Consider the following 17102-nt stretch of genomic DNA (forward strand, 5'->3'; position numbering starts at 1 on the left):
CACAGAGACCATGCATTTCACACCGGCCGACGCCGAGAAGCTCCTCCTGTCCGTGGCGGGACTGGTCGCCAGGGACCGCCATGAACGGGGCATCGCCCTCAATTACCCGGAGACTGTTGCGCTGCTGAGCACCTGGGCCATCGAACGCGCCAGGGAAGGGGCAAGCGTCGAGGAGCTCATGACCACCGGTCGTGACGTCCTCACCCGCGAGGACGTGCTCGATGACGTCGCTGACATGCTCACCGACGTCCAGGTCGAGGCGACCTTTCCCGACGGGCGCAAGCTCGTGACCATCCACAACCCCATCGACTGAAGGACCGAACAAGTGGCAGGAACACGCGACCGCGGGCCGGGAGCCGTGCGGGTCCGACCGGGAGAGCGCGAACTCAATGTGCGTTCGAACCCGGACGATACGACGACGCTGACGATGGAGAACACAGGAGACCGACCGATCCAGATCGGCTCCCACGTTCATCTGCCCGACACGAATCCGGCGCTCGCCTTCGACCGCGACCGCGCGGCGGGATTCCGCCTCGACATCCCCGCAGGGACGTCGCTGCGCTTCGAGCCGGGAGCCTCGCGAACCGTGCCGATCGTCGCCCTCGGCGGGCTCCGGCATGTGGCCGGCATCAGCCTCCGCGGCTCCGAGGCGGGTGATCGCTGATGGCCCGGCTGTCAACCGAGCGATATGCCGCGCTCTACGGCCCCAGCCTCGGTGACCAGTTGCGGCTGGGTGACACTGACCTATGGATCGAGGTCGAAGAAGACCGCACCTTCGGCGGTGAGGAGTCGGTCTTCGGAGGCGGCAAATCGATCCGCGAATCGATGAATCAGGGAACGACGACCACAGCCGAGGGAGCACCCGACACGGTCATCACCAACGTCGTCGTCCTCGATTGGTGGGGAATCATCCGTGCCGACGTCGCATCCGAGCTGGGAGAATCGTCGCCCTCGGTCGGGCAGGGAACCCCGACATCGCCGACGGGGTGCACACGGACCTGCAGATCGGACCGTCCACCGACGTCATCTCCGGCGAAGGCCGCATTCTCACTGCGGGCGCCTTCGACTCCCATGTCCATCTGCTCTCACCCTCCCAACTCCACGAAGCGCTCGCCACCGGGATCACGACGATCGCCGGCGGCGGCACCGGTCCGTCCGAAGGCAGCAAAGCCACGACCGTGACGCCGGGAGCCTGGCACCTCGGAGCAATGCTTCGTGCCCTCGACGACATCCCGATGAACATCCTCCTGCTCGGCAAGGGCAACACGGTCTCCGCGGCCGGACTGGCCGAACAGGCACTCGGCGGAGCAGCTGGATACAAGGTCCACGAAGACTGGGGCGCGACACCTGCCGCGATCGACGCCGCACTTCAGGCCGCCGATGACCACGGACTGCAGGTGGCTCTGCATTCCGATTCCCTTAACGAGGCGGGCTTCGTCGAATCGACGATCGCGGCGATCGGGGGCCGCAGCATTCACGCCTTTCACGTCGAAGGCGCCGGCGGTGGGCACGCTCCCGACATCCTATCGATCGCGGCACTCGAGAACATCCTCCCGGGATCGACGAACCCGACCCTGCCTCACACCGTGAATACGGTCGCCGAGCACCTCGACATGCTCATGGTCTGCCACCATCTCAACCCGGCCGTGCCCGAAGACCTCGCGTTCGCCGAATCCCGCATCCGGGCGACGACGATCGCGGCCGAGGACCTGCTCCACGATATGGGAGCCCTGTCGATCACGTCCTCGGACGCTCAGGCGATGGGCCGCATCGGCGAAGTCATCACCCGCACCTGGCAGGTCGCCCACGTGATGAAGAATCGGGTGGGCAGCCTCGGCGAGACTCTGCCTGCGGACAACGAACGCGCCCGCCGCTATGTCGCCAAGTACACGATCAATCCCGCTATCGCGCATGGCGTGGACGCAAACATCGGTTCGATCGAGGTCGGAAAGATGGCCGACCTCGTGCTCTGGGATCCGCGCTTCTTCGGCGTCCGCCCCGACCTCGTCATCAAGGGCGGGTCGATCGTCTGGGCCGGACTCGGGGACCCGAACGCGTCCATTCCGACGCCGCAGCCAGTCCTCATGCGGCCGACCTTCGGCGCCTCCGACGGTGCGAGTCTGGCGGTGTCGTTCGCCGCTCCCGCCGCCGTCGAGAACGGCCTCCGGGACGAACTCGGGCTGAGTCGGGAACTCCTGCCTCTCGCACCGACTCGCGACGTCGGCAAGAAGGACATGCGCGCCAACGATGCGCGCCCGGCTATTGACATCGACCCTGACACTTTCGCCATCGCCATCGACGGGGAGACCGTGACCGCTCAGACGGCGCAGACCCTTCCGCTCGGCCGTCTCTACCAGATGTTCTGATGCGCGAGACTTCGACCGACATTCCCGCCCGCGCCAACGCTTCGGCGACTCTGGCGATGATGCTCGCCGACTCACGGCTGCCGGCAGGTGCCCACGTGTCCTCGAACGGAGTCGAGGCCGGACTGCGTCGGGGACTGCCGCCAGACGATATCGCCGCCTACATGTGCTCCCGAATGGCCACCGTTGTGCGCGTCGAAGCGGGAGCGGCCGTGATCGCCCGGCATCTGGTGGCAACGGATCCGGCGTCGAGGGCCGATACCGTCATCGACCGCCTCGGCGCTCTGAACATCGAGTGGACCGCTCGAACCCCGAGCCCGGCGCTGCGGGAGATCGCGGTGGCGCTCGGCGCCGGCTTGGCTCGCATCGGTCAGACGATTTGGCCGCAGACCGCCGAGGTGCTCCGGTCGCGACCGCTGCCCCGTCCCATCGTGCTTGGTGTCATCGCCGCGTGCGCGGGTATCGGGCCCGATGACCTCGTCCGCCTCGTCGCCTACGATGACGCGCAGACCGTCGCCGCCGCCGTACTCAAACTCGAACCCACGGATCCGATCCGCGTCACCGGCTGGGTGCTCGATGCCTGCGCGACATTGGAGGCCTGCGTGTCCGAACTGTCCCGACTGACCCTTCCCGAGGCGCTTCCCGCCGCGGGTGCCCCACTGATCGAGGACTGGGCAGAGGCCCAGTCCGTGTTGCCGAGGAGGCTGTTCCGTGCCTGAATTCCCTGCTGCCGAAAGGGCCCTGCGACTGGGAGTCGCCGGTCCCGTCGGAACCGGAAAGAGTTCGCTGATCGCTCTCATCTGCCGTGCCCTGGCCGATGAGATCCGCATCGGAGTCATCACCAACGACATCTATACCGATGAGGACGCCAGGCTGCTGCGCTCCGCGGGGGTGCTCGACCCCGACCGGATCCGGGCCGTCGAAACCGGCGCCTGTCCCCACACCGCCATCCGCGACGATGTGACGGCGAACCTGCAGGCCGTCGAACGATTGGAAGCCGACTTCTTCCCGCTCGACCTCGTCCTCGTCGAATCGGGCGGTGACAATCTCACCGCGACCTTCTCTCCGGCGCTTGTCGACGCGCAGGTCTTCGTCCTCGACGTCGCCGGCGGCGGAGACGTCGCCCGAAAGGGAGGGCCCGGCATCGCACGCGCCGACCTGCTGGTGGTCAACAAGACCGACCTCGCCGAACATGTCGGTGTCGATGTCGAAACGATGGTCGCAGATGCCACTGAGGCCCGTGAGGGCGGGCCGGTGCTCGCCCTCTCCCGCACCGACGAGGCCTCCATCAGGCGGCTGCGTGATTGGCTGCTCAGGCTCCTTGACTCGCATCGCTCCGGCTCCCACGAACCGCAGGATCCGGGACCGATGGCTCCGCACTTCCACGCCGACGAGGACGGAGGATCCGTGCACAGTCACGATGATGCCGATGCACCGCACGATCACGAACCCGAAAGGGTATGACGAGCATTTCCGTCACCGAGGTGTCACCGGGCGCACCGCCGAAAGTCCGGTTCACCGCCGGACTCCTCCAACCGCGGTTGGTGAGTCGAAAGCCGGGGTTTGCACACGTCGCGCTCGTCGCCGGCGCGGCGACCCTCCTCGGCGGGGATGCGGTCGCGATCCGTGTGGATGTCGGAGCCGGGTGCACGCTGCGGATCGAGGACATCGGAGGGACGGTCGCCTACCCCTCGACAGGACGCCACTCGGAATGGAACGTCGACATGCACGTCGGTGACGGCGGCGCGCTCGTGTGGGAATCGTTTCCGTTCGTCGTCACCGACCGCGCCGAGGTCGACCGGCGGACCACCGTACGGCGAGCACCGGATGCCGTCGTCTGCCTACGCGAGACCCTCGTCCTGGGGCGAAGCGGAGAAGCCGGCGGCCGGATCGTCAGTCGCACAGACATCCGCGACCTCGACGGTACGGCGTTCTTCGTCGAAGAGCTCGCTCTCGACGGCAGCGATCCGCAGCCGGGTGTGCTCGGACCGTCGCGGGTCCTCGACACAGCGATGCTCATCGGACTCGACCCCGAGGAGGACGGCAGGGATAACAGCAGGGATGACGGCGAAGGCCACGTCCTGGTCCTCGCCAGGCCCGGGGCAGTGGTGAGAGCGATCGGCTCCGCGACCCACGCGGCGCACGTCGATGCCCGGTGGCATCGGTGGAAGACCAGAGCAGAACGGAGACGGCAGAGATGAACGAATCGATACGGACACCAGGAATGACACTGACACCAGGAACGAGGGATACCCGAGCATCGGCGTCTGTGCGGGCTGAGGGCGACAGCCTCGGCGCAGATCGGAGGTGGGGACAGCACGGAACCCGTCGGACGATGGTGCGAACCGCCCTAGCGCTGGTCGGAATCACGGTCATTGCTCTGATGCTGATCGTCATCTCTCTGCCCGAGACCGCGCCCTCCGCAGCGTGGGGGCTGGCTCTGACCGCAGTGCTGCTGGGCGCGCGGCACGCGTTCGACGCCGATCACATCGCCGCAATCGACAATGTCACCAGGCGCCTGACCGCGAAGGGCACTCCTGCCGGCACCGTCGGCTTCTGGTTCTCCCTGGGACACTCGTCGGTTGTGGTCGTCACCGGTGTGTTCGTCGCCTTAGGGGCAGGTGTGGCACTCGACCTCGTTCTGGCCGAGGATTCGGCCGCGCGTTTCGGTCTCGGACTCTGGGGCCTGTCGTTCGCGACCTTCGTCGTGGCAGTCTTCGGAATCGTCAATCTGGTCTCGCTCGTCGGAGTGCTGCGGCGGAAAGACGATGATTCCAGCTCGGGTCCGAAGGGGCCTGTGACATCGGCCTTCGCTCGAGTCCTCGACACCGTGGATCGTCCTCGGCGCATGTTCCCCATCGGAGTCCTCTTCGGCCTCGGCTTCGACACTGCTGCGACGATCGGACTGATGATCGCGGCAGGGACGACGGCCGCCGGGTCATCGGCGGCCTTGGCTCTTTCGCTGCCGTTGCTGTTCGCCGTGGGGATGGCCGCCTGCGATACGGCGGACAGCCTGTTCATGTCGAATCTCTACGGTTGGGCGTCGCGTGGACGGGGCCGTTTCCGCGGCTACAACATCGTCATCACCGGTCTGTCCGTGGTCATCGCAGGGTTGGTGGTTCTCGCGGGAGTCGTCGAGGTGGGGGCAGAGACGAATATCTTCGTCCTGCCCGAGGTCGATACCAGCTATCTGGGAATCGTGGCGACTGTCCTGTTCGTGCTCATCGCCGTGGCGGCTGTGATCACTATTCGCAGGCTTCGCCGCGTCCGGTCCGGGGCTTCGCCCGATATCGGCTGAACGACTGGGATCAGAGAAATGAGGCATCGCTCGAGCTGAGCGACCGAAGTGAGCGACCGAGGTGAGCGAGGAAGTGGTATGTGCCCTGGACACGGAGACAGGCGGAAGACAGGGAAGATGGCCAGCGTGTGATGGGCTCGGTCGCCTGGCTCTCACCAGTGTTCGCAGAATAATGCAGAACAGTGCAGTAGGTGTGCGACACTGACTCTGTGAACGAGAAAGAGAAGGTTCGACAGGTCGCCGACAGCGCCGATTCGGCGGCTCAGGAGGCCGCGGACAGCCGCTGGTTCGAGCGGGTGGCCCGTGCGGGGTTCATCGCCAACGGATTGGTCCACGCGATCCTCGGCGCAACTGCGATGACGGTCGGATTGGGGCAGGGCGGCGGAGAAGCCGATCAGGCCGGAGCGGTCGGGCAGATCGCGTCGCAGCCCTTCGGCATGGTGCTGATCGTCGTCTGCTTCCTCGGCTGTGCACTGATGGCGCTGTGGTGTCTGGTCAATGCGTTCTTCGGCTCAGCTTCGCTGCGTGATGCCGGGACCACGGACCCGCAGAAGAAGCAGGGGCGGAAGCAGTGGATCGACTTCTTCACCATGGTCGGTTCCGCCATCGCCTATGTGGTGGTTGCCGCGACCTTCTCCCAATTCGTCTTCGGCGGGGGAGCCGACTTGGGGCAGTCGAGCTCTCAAGCCTCGACAAGTGTGGCGAAGGCGCCGGGCGGACTGTACATCCTCATGGCTGTCGGCGTCGTGATTGCGATCATCGGAATCGTGTTCTGTATCAATGGTCTGCGACGGAAGTGGAAAGAGGAGCTGCGTCGACCGCGCAGCGCGATCACCCGCTTCCTCATCGGATTCACCGGTGTCGTCGGCTACCTGGGCAAGGGCGTTACGCTGCTGTCTGTGGGCATCCTCATCGTGGTGTCCGCTGCGACCGGTGATCCGGAGGAATTCACCGGCATCGACGGAGCGCTCAAAGGTATGCGAGATCAGCCGTTCGGGCCGTATCTGCTGTTGGCCGTGGGCCTCGGCCTGGTCCTTTACGGAGTCTTCCTCGCCCTGCGCTCGAGGTACGACCGCATGGAATGAGCCGTCTTCTGCTTCGCTGCAGATAGACGAAGAAGGGCGCGAACCCGGTTGGGTTCGCGCCCTTCGTCTCAGGCCCAGCTCAATCGAGTTGGCACGATCTCACTTGAGTCGCTATCAGATCTCAGCGGGATCCTGGGCGACCTTCTTGCGACGCATGGTCATAGCGACTGCGGCTCCACCGATGAGGAGGAGGCCCGCGCCGCCGACGAGGCCGGTCAGCTCGGTACCGGTGCGAGGCAGGTCGCCGCCGTTGCCGGCATCTCCGTTGTCGCCATCGTCGTTTCCGCCGTTGCCGTCCTCATTGCCGTCATCGCCGCCGCCGGCGTTCGGATCTTCCTCGACGGAGAACTCACCGGTCAGTTCGTCATCGCCGCAGGTGACGGTCACATCGTAGTCGCCGATGTAGGCCGAGGCGTTGGAGGCGCTTGTGCCGTAGACGTTGACGTTGGCCTTGCCTTCGTCATCAGCCTGGACGGTCTTGTCGAAGGCGGTGACGCTCGACTCGCCCTTGGGGTTGACGAGGAAGCGAACGTCTTCACCGGGCTCGCAGTTCTCGACGGCGAGGGTGACGCCCTTGTCTTCCTTGACGAAGTCAGCGGGGGTGATCGACTCGGGGGAGACGGTCAGCTTGGCTTCTTCAGCAGGAGCGGTGGGCTCTTCGGTCTCATCCTCGGTGATGGTGAAGTCCTGAGCCGGGGAGTTGGTTTCGGACTCCTGGTCGACGCCCCAGACGGAGTAGTCGCCGGCCGGAAGTGCTTCGTCGCCCTCGAACTTCAGGGTGGCGGAGACCTTTCCTTCGTCGTCGGCTTCGACCTCCTTGGTCGCGAACGGCGACGTCGCGTTGCCGCCGACGACGGTGACCTTGCCGTTCGGGGTGAAGCCCTCGCCGGTGACCTCAATGCCGTTCTTCGCGAACTCGCTCTGCGAGATCTCGTCGGTGTTGAGCGAGACCTTCGGGTCGACTTCGGGCGCCTCGGGCTCGTCGGATTCGCCCTCAGTGACCTTGAAGCTCGTGCTGTACGGGGCGTTCTCGTCAGAATCGTTTGTAACTGTGACCTTGTAGTCACCGACGAATGCTGGGTTTGCTTCGCCGACGCCTGCGACGGCGTGATCGAAAGCGCCCTCTGCATCAGTTGTGACAGAGGTTTCGTAAACATTGACGTTCTGCCCGCTCGCTGGCTCAACGGTCAGCTTGTATTCGGTGTCTGCTTCGAGTCCAGCACCGCCGATGCCGACGCCGTTCTCTGCGAACTCGTCAACGGTGACGCTGTCAGCAGACACTCCGATTTCACCGGCCTGCGCCTTAACTCCCTGTGCAGCGCCCTTCTGGAGCTGAGCGGGAGTCGCGGCGGGCTGCTGAGTTGTCGAGGCCGGAGCTTCCGGGGCAGCGATGACAGGGGATGCGGCCAGGCCGGTGATGGCGATGGCCACTGCGGGAGCGAGGGCGAGCTTCTTCATGTATTTCCTTAGAAAATGACAGCTGGGTGTGAAGTATTACGAATGTAACAGTAATGCAACATTCACCACACGCATAGTTGTGGTCGTTTTGTTCAGCACTGACTTCGGCCCCGTCGCAGAGTTCATTTTCCATTCACCTGGAAGCACCGATTCGTCTCAGACGGCAGAACAGACGAAGGGGCGGCTCAGTGTGTGCTGAGCCGCCCCTTCGTCTGTCGTTCCAGGCTGACCGCCTGGCTCGGATCAGAAGCTCGTCGGAGTCTGTCCGAACTTGTTCTTGCGGCCGGTCAGTGCGATCGCAGCACCACCGACGAGGAGGAGCAGGGCTCCCGTCGTCAGTCCGCCGAGGTCGGCACCGGTACGCGGCAGCTGGCTGCCGTCGTCTCCGCCGTTTCCGGCATTTCCGTTGTCGCCGCCGTCAGATCCGCCGCCATTGGCGCCACCGGTGACTGTGAAGGAGTCTTTCATGGTGTCGTCACCGCAGGTCGCGGTTGCGGTGTAAGCACCGACGTAGGCCGAGACATCCGACGAGGTGCCGAAGACGTTGACCGAGGCATTGCCTTCGTCATCAGCCGTGACGGTGTTCTCGTACGCCGTGACGTTGATGCCCTTCGGGTTGACCTCGAAGTGGACATCCGCACCGGGCTCGCAGTTCTCGACGGCGAGGGTGACGCCCTTGTTCTCATTGGCGAAGTCCGCGGCCTCGATCTTCTTCGGGGAGACCGTGAAGGATGCATCGGCGGGAGCTTCGGTCTCACCGTCGTCCCCGTCGTCGCTGCCATCCTTGCCATCGTCATTGCCGTCTTCGTTGCCGTCTCGCCGTCATCGTCTCCGTCTTCGGCGACAACGTTGATGTTGCCCTCGAGGGTCTCCGACTCGGTGCCTTCACGGTCGATGGTGACGGTGAACGGAACCTTGCCGACCTCGAGGTTGTCGGGGTTGCCCTCGTACCAGAGGTTGAGCTCGTAGTCACCGTCGGCTTCTGCCGTCTCGGTCTCTCCGGTGAGGGAGTCCGTGATCTTGTCACCCTTCTTGACACCGGAGACAGTGACCGTCACGCCCTTGTCCCTGTTGGCGAGATCCTCGGCAGTGATCTCCTTCGGATCAACCTTGAGTGAGGCATCGATCGGTTCAACAGCGTCGTCTTCGGTGATGGTGAAGTCCTGAGCTGGAGAGTTGGTCTCGGCCTCCTGATCGACGCCCCAGACGGAGTAGTCGCCGGCCGGAAGCGGTTCGTCGCCCTCGAACTTCAGGGTTGTTGCGGCGATCTTTCCTTCGGCGTCTGCTGTGACTTCCTGGGTTGCGAAGGGCGAGGTCGCGTTGCCGCCGACGACGGTGACCTTGCCGTTCGGGGTGAAGCCCTCGCCGGTGACCGTGATGCCGTTCTCGTCGAAGCGGCTCTGCGAGATCTCGGTGGTGCTGAGCGAGACCTTCGGGTCGACCTCGGGAGCCTCGGTGTCTTCGGCCAGCGGGACCACGCTGGTTTCGGTTGCCGGTGCCGTGCCTTCACGCTGTACCTGCACTGCGAAGGACACCGACTCCTGGGTGACTTCCTTGGCTGAGCGCAGCTTCATCGTCGCGGTCGAACCCTGGGCAGTGACAGCCGGGCCGGTCAGTCCGGACTTCGCCGAGACCTTGTCGCCCTTCTCCAGGCCGGTGACCTTGACGGTCACGCCTTCCTCGGCGAGCTCTTCGGCCGTGACCTCACCCGAGGCCACCTGCACCGAGGCGTTGATCGAATTGGCCTCGTCCTCGGACTTGTCGTCGTCCTTGGCGTCTTTGTCCTCGTCCTTGGGGGCAGGAGCGGGCTTCGGGTCGACCTTCTTCGGCGGCTTCTCGGCGTCGTCCTTCTTGTCCGCCTTGTCCTCAGCGGCCTTCTTCTTTTCGTCCGCCTTCTTCTCAGCGGCGGCCTTCTTGGCTGCCTCAGCCTTTTCCTTGGCCTTCTTTTCAGCGGCCGCCTTCTCTGCCGCTGCCTTCTTCTCGGCTTCAGCCTTCTCAGCCGCGGCCTTCTTGGCCTCTTCCTTCTTCTTGGCTTCGGCCTTTTCGGCTTCTGTCTTCTTCTGCTCGGCAGTCTGCGTGGACGACGACTGGGCGGACGTCGATTCCGCGGCAACGACCGGGCTGGCGACAAGACCGGTGAACGCGAGCGCGACTGCCGGCGCGAGGATGATCTTCTTCATTGGAGTGCCTTCAATCTCAGTTGCGAGGGGTGTGATACGGCACTCATCCTAGGTTCTAAGGGTTTTCCAAACTATTTCTGTACGTTTTGTTCAGGTTTAAAAGTGGTAACACTTAGGTGAATTCCATTAGCCGTTTCGTGACCTACTCATCGGTAAATGAATGACTGTCACGGCCGCCTCGGCGAAGGGCGGTATCGGCCGCGTGATCTCAGCGGTTCCGAGCTAGACCGGCCACGCCTCGGCGCGGATCTGCTTGCGCTGTTCGACGGTTGGCACACGCACGGTCAGGGCGGATGGGTTGACCTCCATCTCGAGGTACGACGACTGCCCCAGCGGATCCCCGTCGAGCTGAATATCGACGTCGTCACCGGCTTCGATGACGACCTTGCGGCACTTCCGGATATTCGTGTGCAGTCCGCGTGAAGCCCGGCGGCCGGCGATCGATGCGAGGACGCCGACCCATTGACCGAGGTTCTTCGGGCTGACGATGAGCACGTCGAGCATGCCGTCGTCGATGACCGCCTGCGGCAGCAGCTGGATGCCTCCCTGCAGCTTCCCGCAATTGCCGCCGAGCACCGAACGCACCCTGGCCGAGATCCGATATTCGTCGTCGAACGTGACCTTGACATGACTGGGTTTGCCGGTGAGCTTCCGTGATCCCGCTTCGACGTAGGCGAGCCATCCGAGGCGGGCCTTGAGATCGTCGCTGGTGTCGGCCATGACCGCGGCGTCGAAGCCGAGTCCGGTCATCACGGTGAAGACGTGGGTGTCGCCGTCCGGGTCGGTCTTCGCCGTCCCCACGTCGATCTCGCGGTTGCGCCCCCACAGGGCGATCCGCAGCGCCCATTCCGTCTTGTCGAGGACGAGGTCGATATTGCGGGCGAGCAGGTTCCCCGTTCCCAACGGCACGATCCCCATCGGGGTCGATGTTCCCGCCAGCGCCGAGGCGACAGCGCGGATGGTCCCGTCACCACCGGCGGCGATGACGACGTCGACCCCCTCGTCGAGGGCGCGGACGGCAGCTCCCGCGCCCGGATCGTCGACGGTGGTCTCGAGCACGAGCGGACGGCTCCATCCCTCGAAACGGCAGATCGCCTCGGCGGTGGAGGCCAGGTTGTGGACATCGGTCTTCGTCGGGTTGACGACGAGCGCGGCACGGTACCGGGCGGCGTCATCGACCACCTCGTCGGAGAGGTTCGCCGGGTGGGCGGAGCGTCGCATCGTGTTGAGTGCGCGACGAACGCCGGTGCGGCGGCCGATGAGGAACGCGGCCACGAGCACCGCGAGAGCGCCGATGACGATGACCCAGGTCATCAGGGGGTCCAACTCGATGATCATGTCCCAAATCTACCGCGTCGAAGTAGTGTGCAGGCTGAGTGCCGAATGTCGAAAACACGCCCGGCCCGTTAAGCTGAGAGGGTGATCGATCTAGCGCTTCTCAGAGACAACCCGGCCCTGTTCAAGGCATCGCAGGAGGCTCGCGGGGCATCCGTCGAGCTCATCGACGATGTCATCGCTGCCGATTCCGCTCGTCGTGCGGCCATCACCGCCTTCGAAGACGCACGTGCGGATCAGAAGTCCTTCTCCTCCCAGATCGCAAAAGCGCCGAAGGAGGACAAGCCGGCACTCATCGCTGAAGGCAAGGCGAAGTCCGAGGCCGTGAAGTCACTGTCGGCGGAGTCCGAAGAAGCCACCTTCGCCTTCGACCAGCTCGTATCGAAGGTCCCGAACCTCATCATCGACGGCATCCCTGCCGGCGGCGAGGAGAACTTCGTGACGCTCAAGACCGTGGGCGAGCCCCGCGACTTCACCCCGGACGGCTTCGATCCGCTCGATCACCTCGAGATCGGTGAGAAACTCAAGGCCATCGACACCACCCGCGGTACGAAGGTCTCCGGTTCGCGCTTCCACTACCTCACCGGTTTCGGTGCGAAGCTCGAAATGGCTCTGCTCAACCTCGCTCGCGACGTCGCCGAGGAGGCCGGGTTCAATCCGACCATCACCCCGACGCTCGTCCGTCCCGAGGTCATGCGCGGAACCGGGTTCCTCGGCGAGCACGCCGATGAGGTCTACCGTCTCGAAGCCGATGACCTGTTCCTCGTCGGCACTTCCGAGGTGCCCCTGGCCGGATTCCACATGGATGAAATCATCGACCTCTCCGACGGTCCGCTGCGCTATGCCGGAATCTCCTCCTGCTACCGCCGCGAGGCCGGCTCCTACGGCAAGGACACCCGCGGGATCATCCGCGTCCACCAGTTCCAGAAGGTCGAGATGTTCGCCTACGTCCCGGTCGAGGACGCCGAAGCCGAACACGAGCGGATGCTGTCGCTGCAGGAGAAGATGCTCGGACTGTGTGAGCTGCCCTACCGGGTCATCGATACCGCTGCCGGCGACCTCGGCGATTCGGCTGCCCGCAAGTTCGACTGCGAAGCCTGGGTGCCGACTCAGGGCACGTACCGCGAGCTGACCTCGACGTCGAACTGCACGACCTTCCAGGCCCGCCGCCTGCAGATCCGCGAACGCCGCGACGGGTCGACCGCCCGGTCGCCACCCTCAACGGAACCATGGCCAACACCCGGTGGCTCGTGCCGATCCTCGAGAACCATCAGCAGGCGGACGGCTCGGTCACGGTGCCGGCGGCACTGCGGCCCTACCTCGGCGGGATGACCGCACAGGGGCCGGAAGGACCGCGCTACTGAGGCCGTGCCGGGTCGCGGGGGACTGACCGTTCGGCGGAACCCGGCGTTTCTCGGTTGGGTTCGGTCGCCTCGGCGCCGGTGGGAACGACGATAAGAAGATACACGCAGACGTTGGGAGACACATTGACCCCGCACCTCATCGCACTCGATGTCGACGGCACGATCGTCGGCTACGACGGATCCCTGTCGGAGTCGGTGAGGCAGGTGCTCGATCGGCTCGCCGAGGAGGGCCACCACCTCGTGATCTCCACCGGCCGTGCCCTGCCGGGTGCGCTCGAGGTCGTCCATGCGCTCGATCTCAAGCACGGATTCGTCGTGTGTTCGAACGGATCCGTCGTCGTCCGCCTCGACCCGGAGCTGCCGTTGGGGTGGGAGATGCACCATGTGGTGTCCTTCGACCCGAAGGATGCGCTCGAGCAGATGCACGCGGCGCTGCCGACGGCGCTGTTCCTCGTCGAGGATCCGGACCTGCACCGGTGGGCGTCCGGGGCGTTCCCGGTCGGCGAACTCGCCGAATCGGACACCCTCGACATCGTGGATTTCGAAGAGCTGCTGACGAAGCAGGCCACCCGCATCGTCATGCGTGAGGTCAACGGCACTGCCGAGGAGTTCGCAGCCGCAGTGGACTCGCTCGGACTTCATGAGGTCAGCTATTCGGTGGGCTGGAGCAACTGGCTCGATATCGCTCCGGACGGGGTCTCGAAGGCCAGCGGTCTGGAGATCGTGGCCGAGCAGCTCGGAGTCAATCATGCGCACACCGTGGGCGCCGGCGACGGACTCAACGACATCGAGATGATCGAATGGGTCGAACACGGAATCGTCATGGGCCAGTCGAAGGACGAACTCAAGGGGCTCGCGAGCGTAGTCACCGACTCGGTCGACGACGACGGCCTCGCCGTGGCTCTGGTCGACTACTTCGACCTCGACTCCAGCCTCCTCGACGCAGTGGGCACCACCAACACCCGCCCCTAATTACTACCTGACGGCGGCCCAGCAACCTCGCGCCAGGTTGCTGAGCCGCCGTCAGGTAGCAATAGGGGTCAGTTGGGGCGGGTGTCTAAGACGGCGTCGAGGTAGCGGGCGACTCCATCATCGTCGACAGCTTCGGTCACGGCCGCGGCGATCGCCTTGACCGACCCGAGCGCATTGCCCATCGCGACTCCGTGCCCGGCCCAGGACAGCATCTCGATGTCGTTGGGCATATCTCCGAACGCCATCACCTGCGACCGCGCCACGCCGAGGTGGTCGCACAAGTCCTCCAGCGTCTTCGCCTTCGTGATCCCGAACGGCGCGAGTTCGACGAGCCCGTTGTCCGGTTCGGAGAACGAAGCATGGCAGGTGCCGTCGACGAGCGGATCGATGAGGTCGTGCATCGCTTGCGAGTCGCTCGTCTCCAGACGCACGAGCACCTTGACGACGTCTTCGCCGGCGAGTTCGGAGACATCGTCGATTATCCGGGCCTCACGCGGTCGGGCGGTGACGAACTCCCGGTCGATGAAACCGCCGTTGAGCGTCTCGTAGGCGAACCGGGCCTCGGGATGGTCGACGCGGACCGCCGCGGTGATCTCCGCCAGCGACTGAGAGTCGATGGTGTGGGCATCGACGACGGACTGCGAGGCGATGTCATAGACGACCGCCCCGTTGAGGCACACGACGCGACCGAGGTCCGGAATCTGCTCGGCGATCGGCGCCAGCCACCGCATGGGCCGCCCGGTGACGAGGACGAAGGGGATCTCCGCATCCTGGCAACGATGGATCGCATCGATCGTGGCCGTCGAGATCGGCTTCCAGTTCAGCAGCAGAGTGCCGTCGATATCGCTGGCGACGAGGCCGAGGTCGAAATCATCGGGCGGCAGGATGTCGGGGCTGATCGGAGGTCTCATGATGCCTCTACCCTAGCGAGAATCTCCCGTGCCCGCCCCAGCAGCTCCTCGGCGTCCGTGATGAACCGGGCCGTGGCCTCAGCGCTCGAGTCGATCGACCGCCCCGTCGGCCTCTCCGACCGTGCCATCGATGCCGCAAGCACTGCCTCACCGACCTTCGACGACGCCTTCGTCAGCAGCTCCGGCGCGTCGCCGACGGCCTGCCGTGCGGGCCCGGGCACCACCTGACCGGTGACGGGACAGCGGGTGTGGAGGGCCGCGGTCAGGCCGTCGACGATGTCGACGAGTGCGTTGAGCCGGTGGGTGCCGTCGACGATGACGTCGACGGGATCCTTCGCCGAGGCGGCCGTGGCCTTGCCGTCGGATGTGTCGTCCGCGTTCGCCGAGGCGGTTCCCGACGTGGCGCTGCCACCGGAGTCCCGTGCTTCGTGAAGGGCCACCGCAGTGGTGTAGTACCGGTCGACTGCGCGGATGAAGCGGTCGCGGTTGTGCCGCCACAGGCCGGTGCCGAACCGGTCATCGTCCTTGACCGCGGTCGTCGTCGCCTTTTTGCGCAGGCCGGAGAAGAAGCGCTTCACAGGTAGTTGCCGGTGCCGCGGTCGTCCGGGTCCGACTCCTTCTCACTCGGCTGTCCCTCAGTTGGTGTCATCCCGGGCGGGACCATGCCCGGAGGCAGCTGGCCGCGACCGCCCATCTGCTGGGCCATGGCCTGCTGGGCCATGATCGCCGTCTGGATGCCGTGGAAGAGACCTTCGAGCCAGCCGACGAGCTGAGCCTGTGCGATCCGCAGCTCCGAGGTCGTCGGCGGACCGTCGGTCGAATCGAAGGGCAGGTCGAGGCGTTCGAGCTCGTCGATGAGGTCCTTCGACAGTCCTTCTTCGAGTTCGTCGATGGAGCGGCGGTGGATCTCGGCGAGACGTTCGCGTCCCTTCTCATCGAGCTCGGTGCCGCGGACTTCCTCGAGCAGCTGCTTGACCATGGTGCCGATGCGCATCACCTTCGCCGGTGAAGAGACATCCGCCTGATCCTGCTGCGCCCGCGCCAAGCCGTCGGCCCGCGCATTCTCGTCGTCTCCCGTGCCGGGGTTCTCGGTCATCGCTGTGCACCTTCCTCATCGACGATGAGCAGAACCTTGCCGATGTTCGCCCCGTCCTCGAGCATCTGATGAGCACGGACGACCTCGGTCAACGGCACGGTTTCGTGGATGATGGGGCGGATGTCGCCCGAGATCACGGCCGGCCACAGCTGCTCGGCCACCTCGGCGACGATGGCGATCTTCTGTTCCTTCGGCCGCGCCCGCAGTGTCGTTGCGGATACGGACTTGCGCGGCTGCATGAGCCAGCCGAGGTTGATCTCGGTCTTCGTCCCGCCCTGCATTCCGATGATGACGAGACGGCCGTCGGTGCCCAGCGCCTTGATATTGCGTTCGAGGTACTTCGCACCGATGATGTCGAGGATGACATCGGCTCCCGTCGACCCGTCATCGTGAGTGCAGATTTCGCCGACGCGTTCGACGAAGTCCTCGTCGCGGTAGTTGATGACGGCATCGGCACCGAGGCTGCGGCAGAATTCGGCTTTCCGCTCTGAGCCGACGGTCACGACGATCTTCACGCCGAGGTGGCGTGCAACCTGGATGGCGGCCGTGCCGATGCCGGATCCGCCACCATGGACGAGCAGCCATTCGCCGGCCTTCGCCTGTCCGCGGCCGACGATGTTCGACCACACGGTGGACAGCACCTCGGGCAGGGCGGCCGCCTCGGTGAGGTCGAAGTCATCGGGGACGGGGAGCAGCTGACCTGCGGGAACGGGGACGGATTCGGCGTAGCCTCCGCCGGAGAGCAGCGCCGCGACCCGATCGCCGACGGACCATCCGGTGACCTCGGCGCCGAGATCTTCGATCGTGCCGGAGACCTCGAGGCCGGGGATCGTCGTTGCACCGGGCGGGGGATCGTAGAATCCGCGACGCTGCAGCAGGTCGGCCCGATTGACGCCGGCGGCATGGACGCGGACGAGGACCTCATCCGCGGCGAGCTCGGGCGTCGGTTCGTCGGTGACCTGCAGAACCTCGGGGTCACCAGGGGAGGAGATCGTGATAGCGCGCATGCGTCCACTCTAGTAGCTGGGTGCGCGAGAGGG

At 65.2% G+C, this 17102-nt stretch carries 16 protein-coding genes and 2 pseudogenes; 10 read left to right on the forward strand and 8 right to left on the reverse strand.

All coding sequences use genetic code 11. From position 1 onward, the window contains the following. Positions 1 to 10: 10 nt before the first annotated feature. The 8 genes and pseudogenes from AC2W7L_RS04915 to AC2W7L_RS04950 all read left to right on the forward strand — a co-directional run bounded on the left by AC2W7L_RS04915 (position 11) and on the right by AC2W7L_RS04950 (position 6746). On the forward strand, positions 11 to 313 hold the full coding sequence (locus AC2W7L_RS04915; RefSeq protein WP_486003510.1) for an urease subunit gamma: 303 nt from the start codon (positions 11 to 13) through the stop codon (positions 311 to 313). Between the two features lie 12 nt (positions 314 to 325). Further along, positions 326 to 664 carry an urease subunit beta gene (ureB, locus tag AC2W7L_RS04920; RefSeq protein ID WP_410708906.1) on the forward strand — a complete coding sequence of 113 codons (339 nt, stop codon included), beginning with the start codon at positions 326 to 328 and terminating at the stop codon, positions 662 to 664. Then, positions 664 to 2366: pseudogene (locus AC2W7L_RS04925) on the forward strand (urease subunit alpha). The gene ureB and the pseudogene AC2W7L_RS04925 overlap by 1 nt, the downstream one beginning before the upstream one ends. Beyond that, complete coding sequence (locus AC2W7L_RS04930; RefSeq protein ID WP_410708904.1) at positions 2366 to 3082, forward strand: urease accessory protein UreF; 717 nt, start codon at positions 2366 to 2368, stop codon at positions 3080 to 3082. Before AC2W7L_RS04925 ends, AC2W7L_RS04930 begins: the two are co-directional and overlap by 1 nt. After that, positions 3075 to 3827, forward strand: a complete 753-nt coding sequence (gene ureG / locus AC2W7L_RS04935; RefSeq protein WP_410708903.1) for an urease accessory protein UreG — start codon at positions 3075 to 3077, stop codon at positions 3825 to 3827. Before AC2W7L_RS04930 ends, ureG begins: the two co-directional genes overlap by 8 nt. Continuing rightward, entirely contained in the window at positions 3824 to 4564 is a 741-nt protein-coding gene (locus AC2W7L_RS04940; RefSeq protein ID WP_486003511.1) for an urease accessory protein UreD, read from the forward strand. Before ureG ends, AC2W7L_RS04940 begins: the two co-directional genes overlap by 4 nt. A 134-nt stretch (positions 4565 to 4698) precedes the next feature. Then, entirely contained in the window at positions 4699 to 5661 is a 963-nt protein-coding gene (locus AC2W7L_RS04945) for a HoxN/HupN/NixA family nickel/cobalt transporter (protein WP_486003512.1), read from the forward strand. A gap of 209 nt (positions 5662 to 5870) precedes the next feature. Further along, the gene (locus AC2W7L_RS04950) at positions 5871 to 6746 is read left to right on the forward strand and encodes a DUF1206 domain-containing protein (RefSeq protein ID WP_486003513.1); all 876 of its coding nucleotides are present in this window, start codon (positions 5871 to 5873) and stop codon (positions 6744 to 6746) included. A gap of 114 nt (positions 6747 to 6860) precedes the next feature. On the opposite strand, the gene AC2W7L_RS04955 is transcribed toward AC2W7L_RS04950, so the two are convergent. The 4 genes from AC2W7L_RS04955 to AC2W7L_RS04970 all read right to left on the reverse strand — a co-directional run bounded on the left by AC2W7L_RS04955 (position 6861) and on the right by AC2W7L_RS04970 (position 11722). After that, positions 6861 to 8204, reverse strand: a complete 1344-nt coding sequence (locus tag AC2W7L_RS04955; RefSeq protein WP_486003514.1) for an LPXTG cell wall anchor domain-containing protein — start codon at positions 8202 to 8204, stop codon at positions 6861 to 6863. A gap of 243 nt (positions 8205 to 8447) precedes the next feature. Then, positions 8448 to 8672: an LPXTG cell wall anchor domain-containing protein gene (locus tag AC2W7L_RS04960; protein ID WP_486003515.1), complete on the reverse strand. Its 225-nt coding sequence runs from the start codon at positions 8670 to 8672 to the stop codon at positions 8448 to 8450. Then, positions 8669 to 10384 carry a hypothetical protein gene (locus AC2W7L_RS04965; RefSeq protein WP_486003516.1) on the reverse strand — a complete coding sequence of 572 codons (1716 nt, stop codon included), beginning with the start codon at positions 10382 to 10384 and terminating at the stop codon, positions 8669 to 8671. Before AC2W7L_RS04965 ends, AC2W7L_RS04960 begins: the two co-directional genes overlap by 4 nt. Positions 10385 to 10606: 222 nt before the next feature. Then, entirely contained in the window at positions 10607 to 11722 is a 1116-nt protein-coding gene (locus AC2W7L_RS04970) for a diacylglycerol/lipid kinase family protein (RefSeq protein ID WP_486003517.1), read from the reverse strand. A gap of 81 nt (positions 11723 to 11803) precedes the next feature. On the opposite strand from AC2W7L_RS04970, the pseudogene serS reads away from it, so the two are divergent. Together serS and AC2W7L_RS04980 are read left to right on the forward strand one after the other, a co-directional pair. Beyond that, positions 11804 to 13083, forward strand: a pseudogene (gene serS, locus AC2W7L_RS04975) (serine--tRNA ligase). A 111-nt stretch (positions 13084 to 13194) separates the two neighbouring features. Then, positions 13195 to 14055, forward strand: coding sequence for an HAD family hydrolase (locus AC2W7L_RS04980; RefSeq protein ID WP_486003518.1), 861 nt, complete (start codon positions 13195 to 13197; stop codon positions 14053 to 14055). Positions 14056 to 14123: 68 nt separating this feature from the next. On the opposite strand, the gene AC2W7L_RS04985 is transcribed toward AC2W7L_RS04980, so the two are convergent. The 4 genes from AC2W7L_RS04985 to AC2W7L_RS05000 are packed head-to-tail and all read right to left on the reverse strand — an operon-like array spanning position 14124 to position 17069. Next, a complete protein-coding gene (locus AC2W7L_RS04985) occupies positions 14124 to 14966 on the reverse strand; it encodes an HAD family hydrolase (protein ID WP_486003519.1) in 843 nt (280 codons plus the stop codon). Then, positions 14963 to 15544, reverse strand: a complete 582-nt coding sequence (locus AC2W7L_RS04990) for a hypothetical protein (protein ID WP_486003520.1) — start codon at positions 15542 to 15544, stop codon at positions 14963 to 14965. The genes AC2W7L_RS04985 and AC2W7L_RS04990 overlap by 4 nt, the downstream gene beginning before the upstream one ends. Next, positions 15541 to 16062, reverse strand: a complete 522-nt coding sequence (locus AC2W7L_RS04995) for a proteasome activator (RefSeq protein ID WP_486003521.1) — start codon at positions 16060 to 16062, stop codon at positions 15541 to 15543. The genes AC2W7L_RS04990 and AC2W7L_RS04995 overlap by 4 nt, the downstream gene beginning before the upstream one ends. After that, complete coding sequence (locus tag AC2W7L_RS05000) at positions 16059 to 17069, reverse strand: NAD(P)H-quinone oxidoreductase (protein ID WP_486003522.1); 1011 nt, start codon at positions 17067 to 17069, stop codon at positions 16059 to 16061. The genes AC2W7L_RS04995 and AC2W7L_RS05000 overlap by 4 nt, the downstream gene beginning before the upstream one ends. Positions 17070 to 17102 lie beyond the last annotated feature (33 nt).

The sequence above is a fragment of the Brevibacterium sp. LAARM3_SD1 genome, assembly GCF_057364765.1.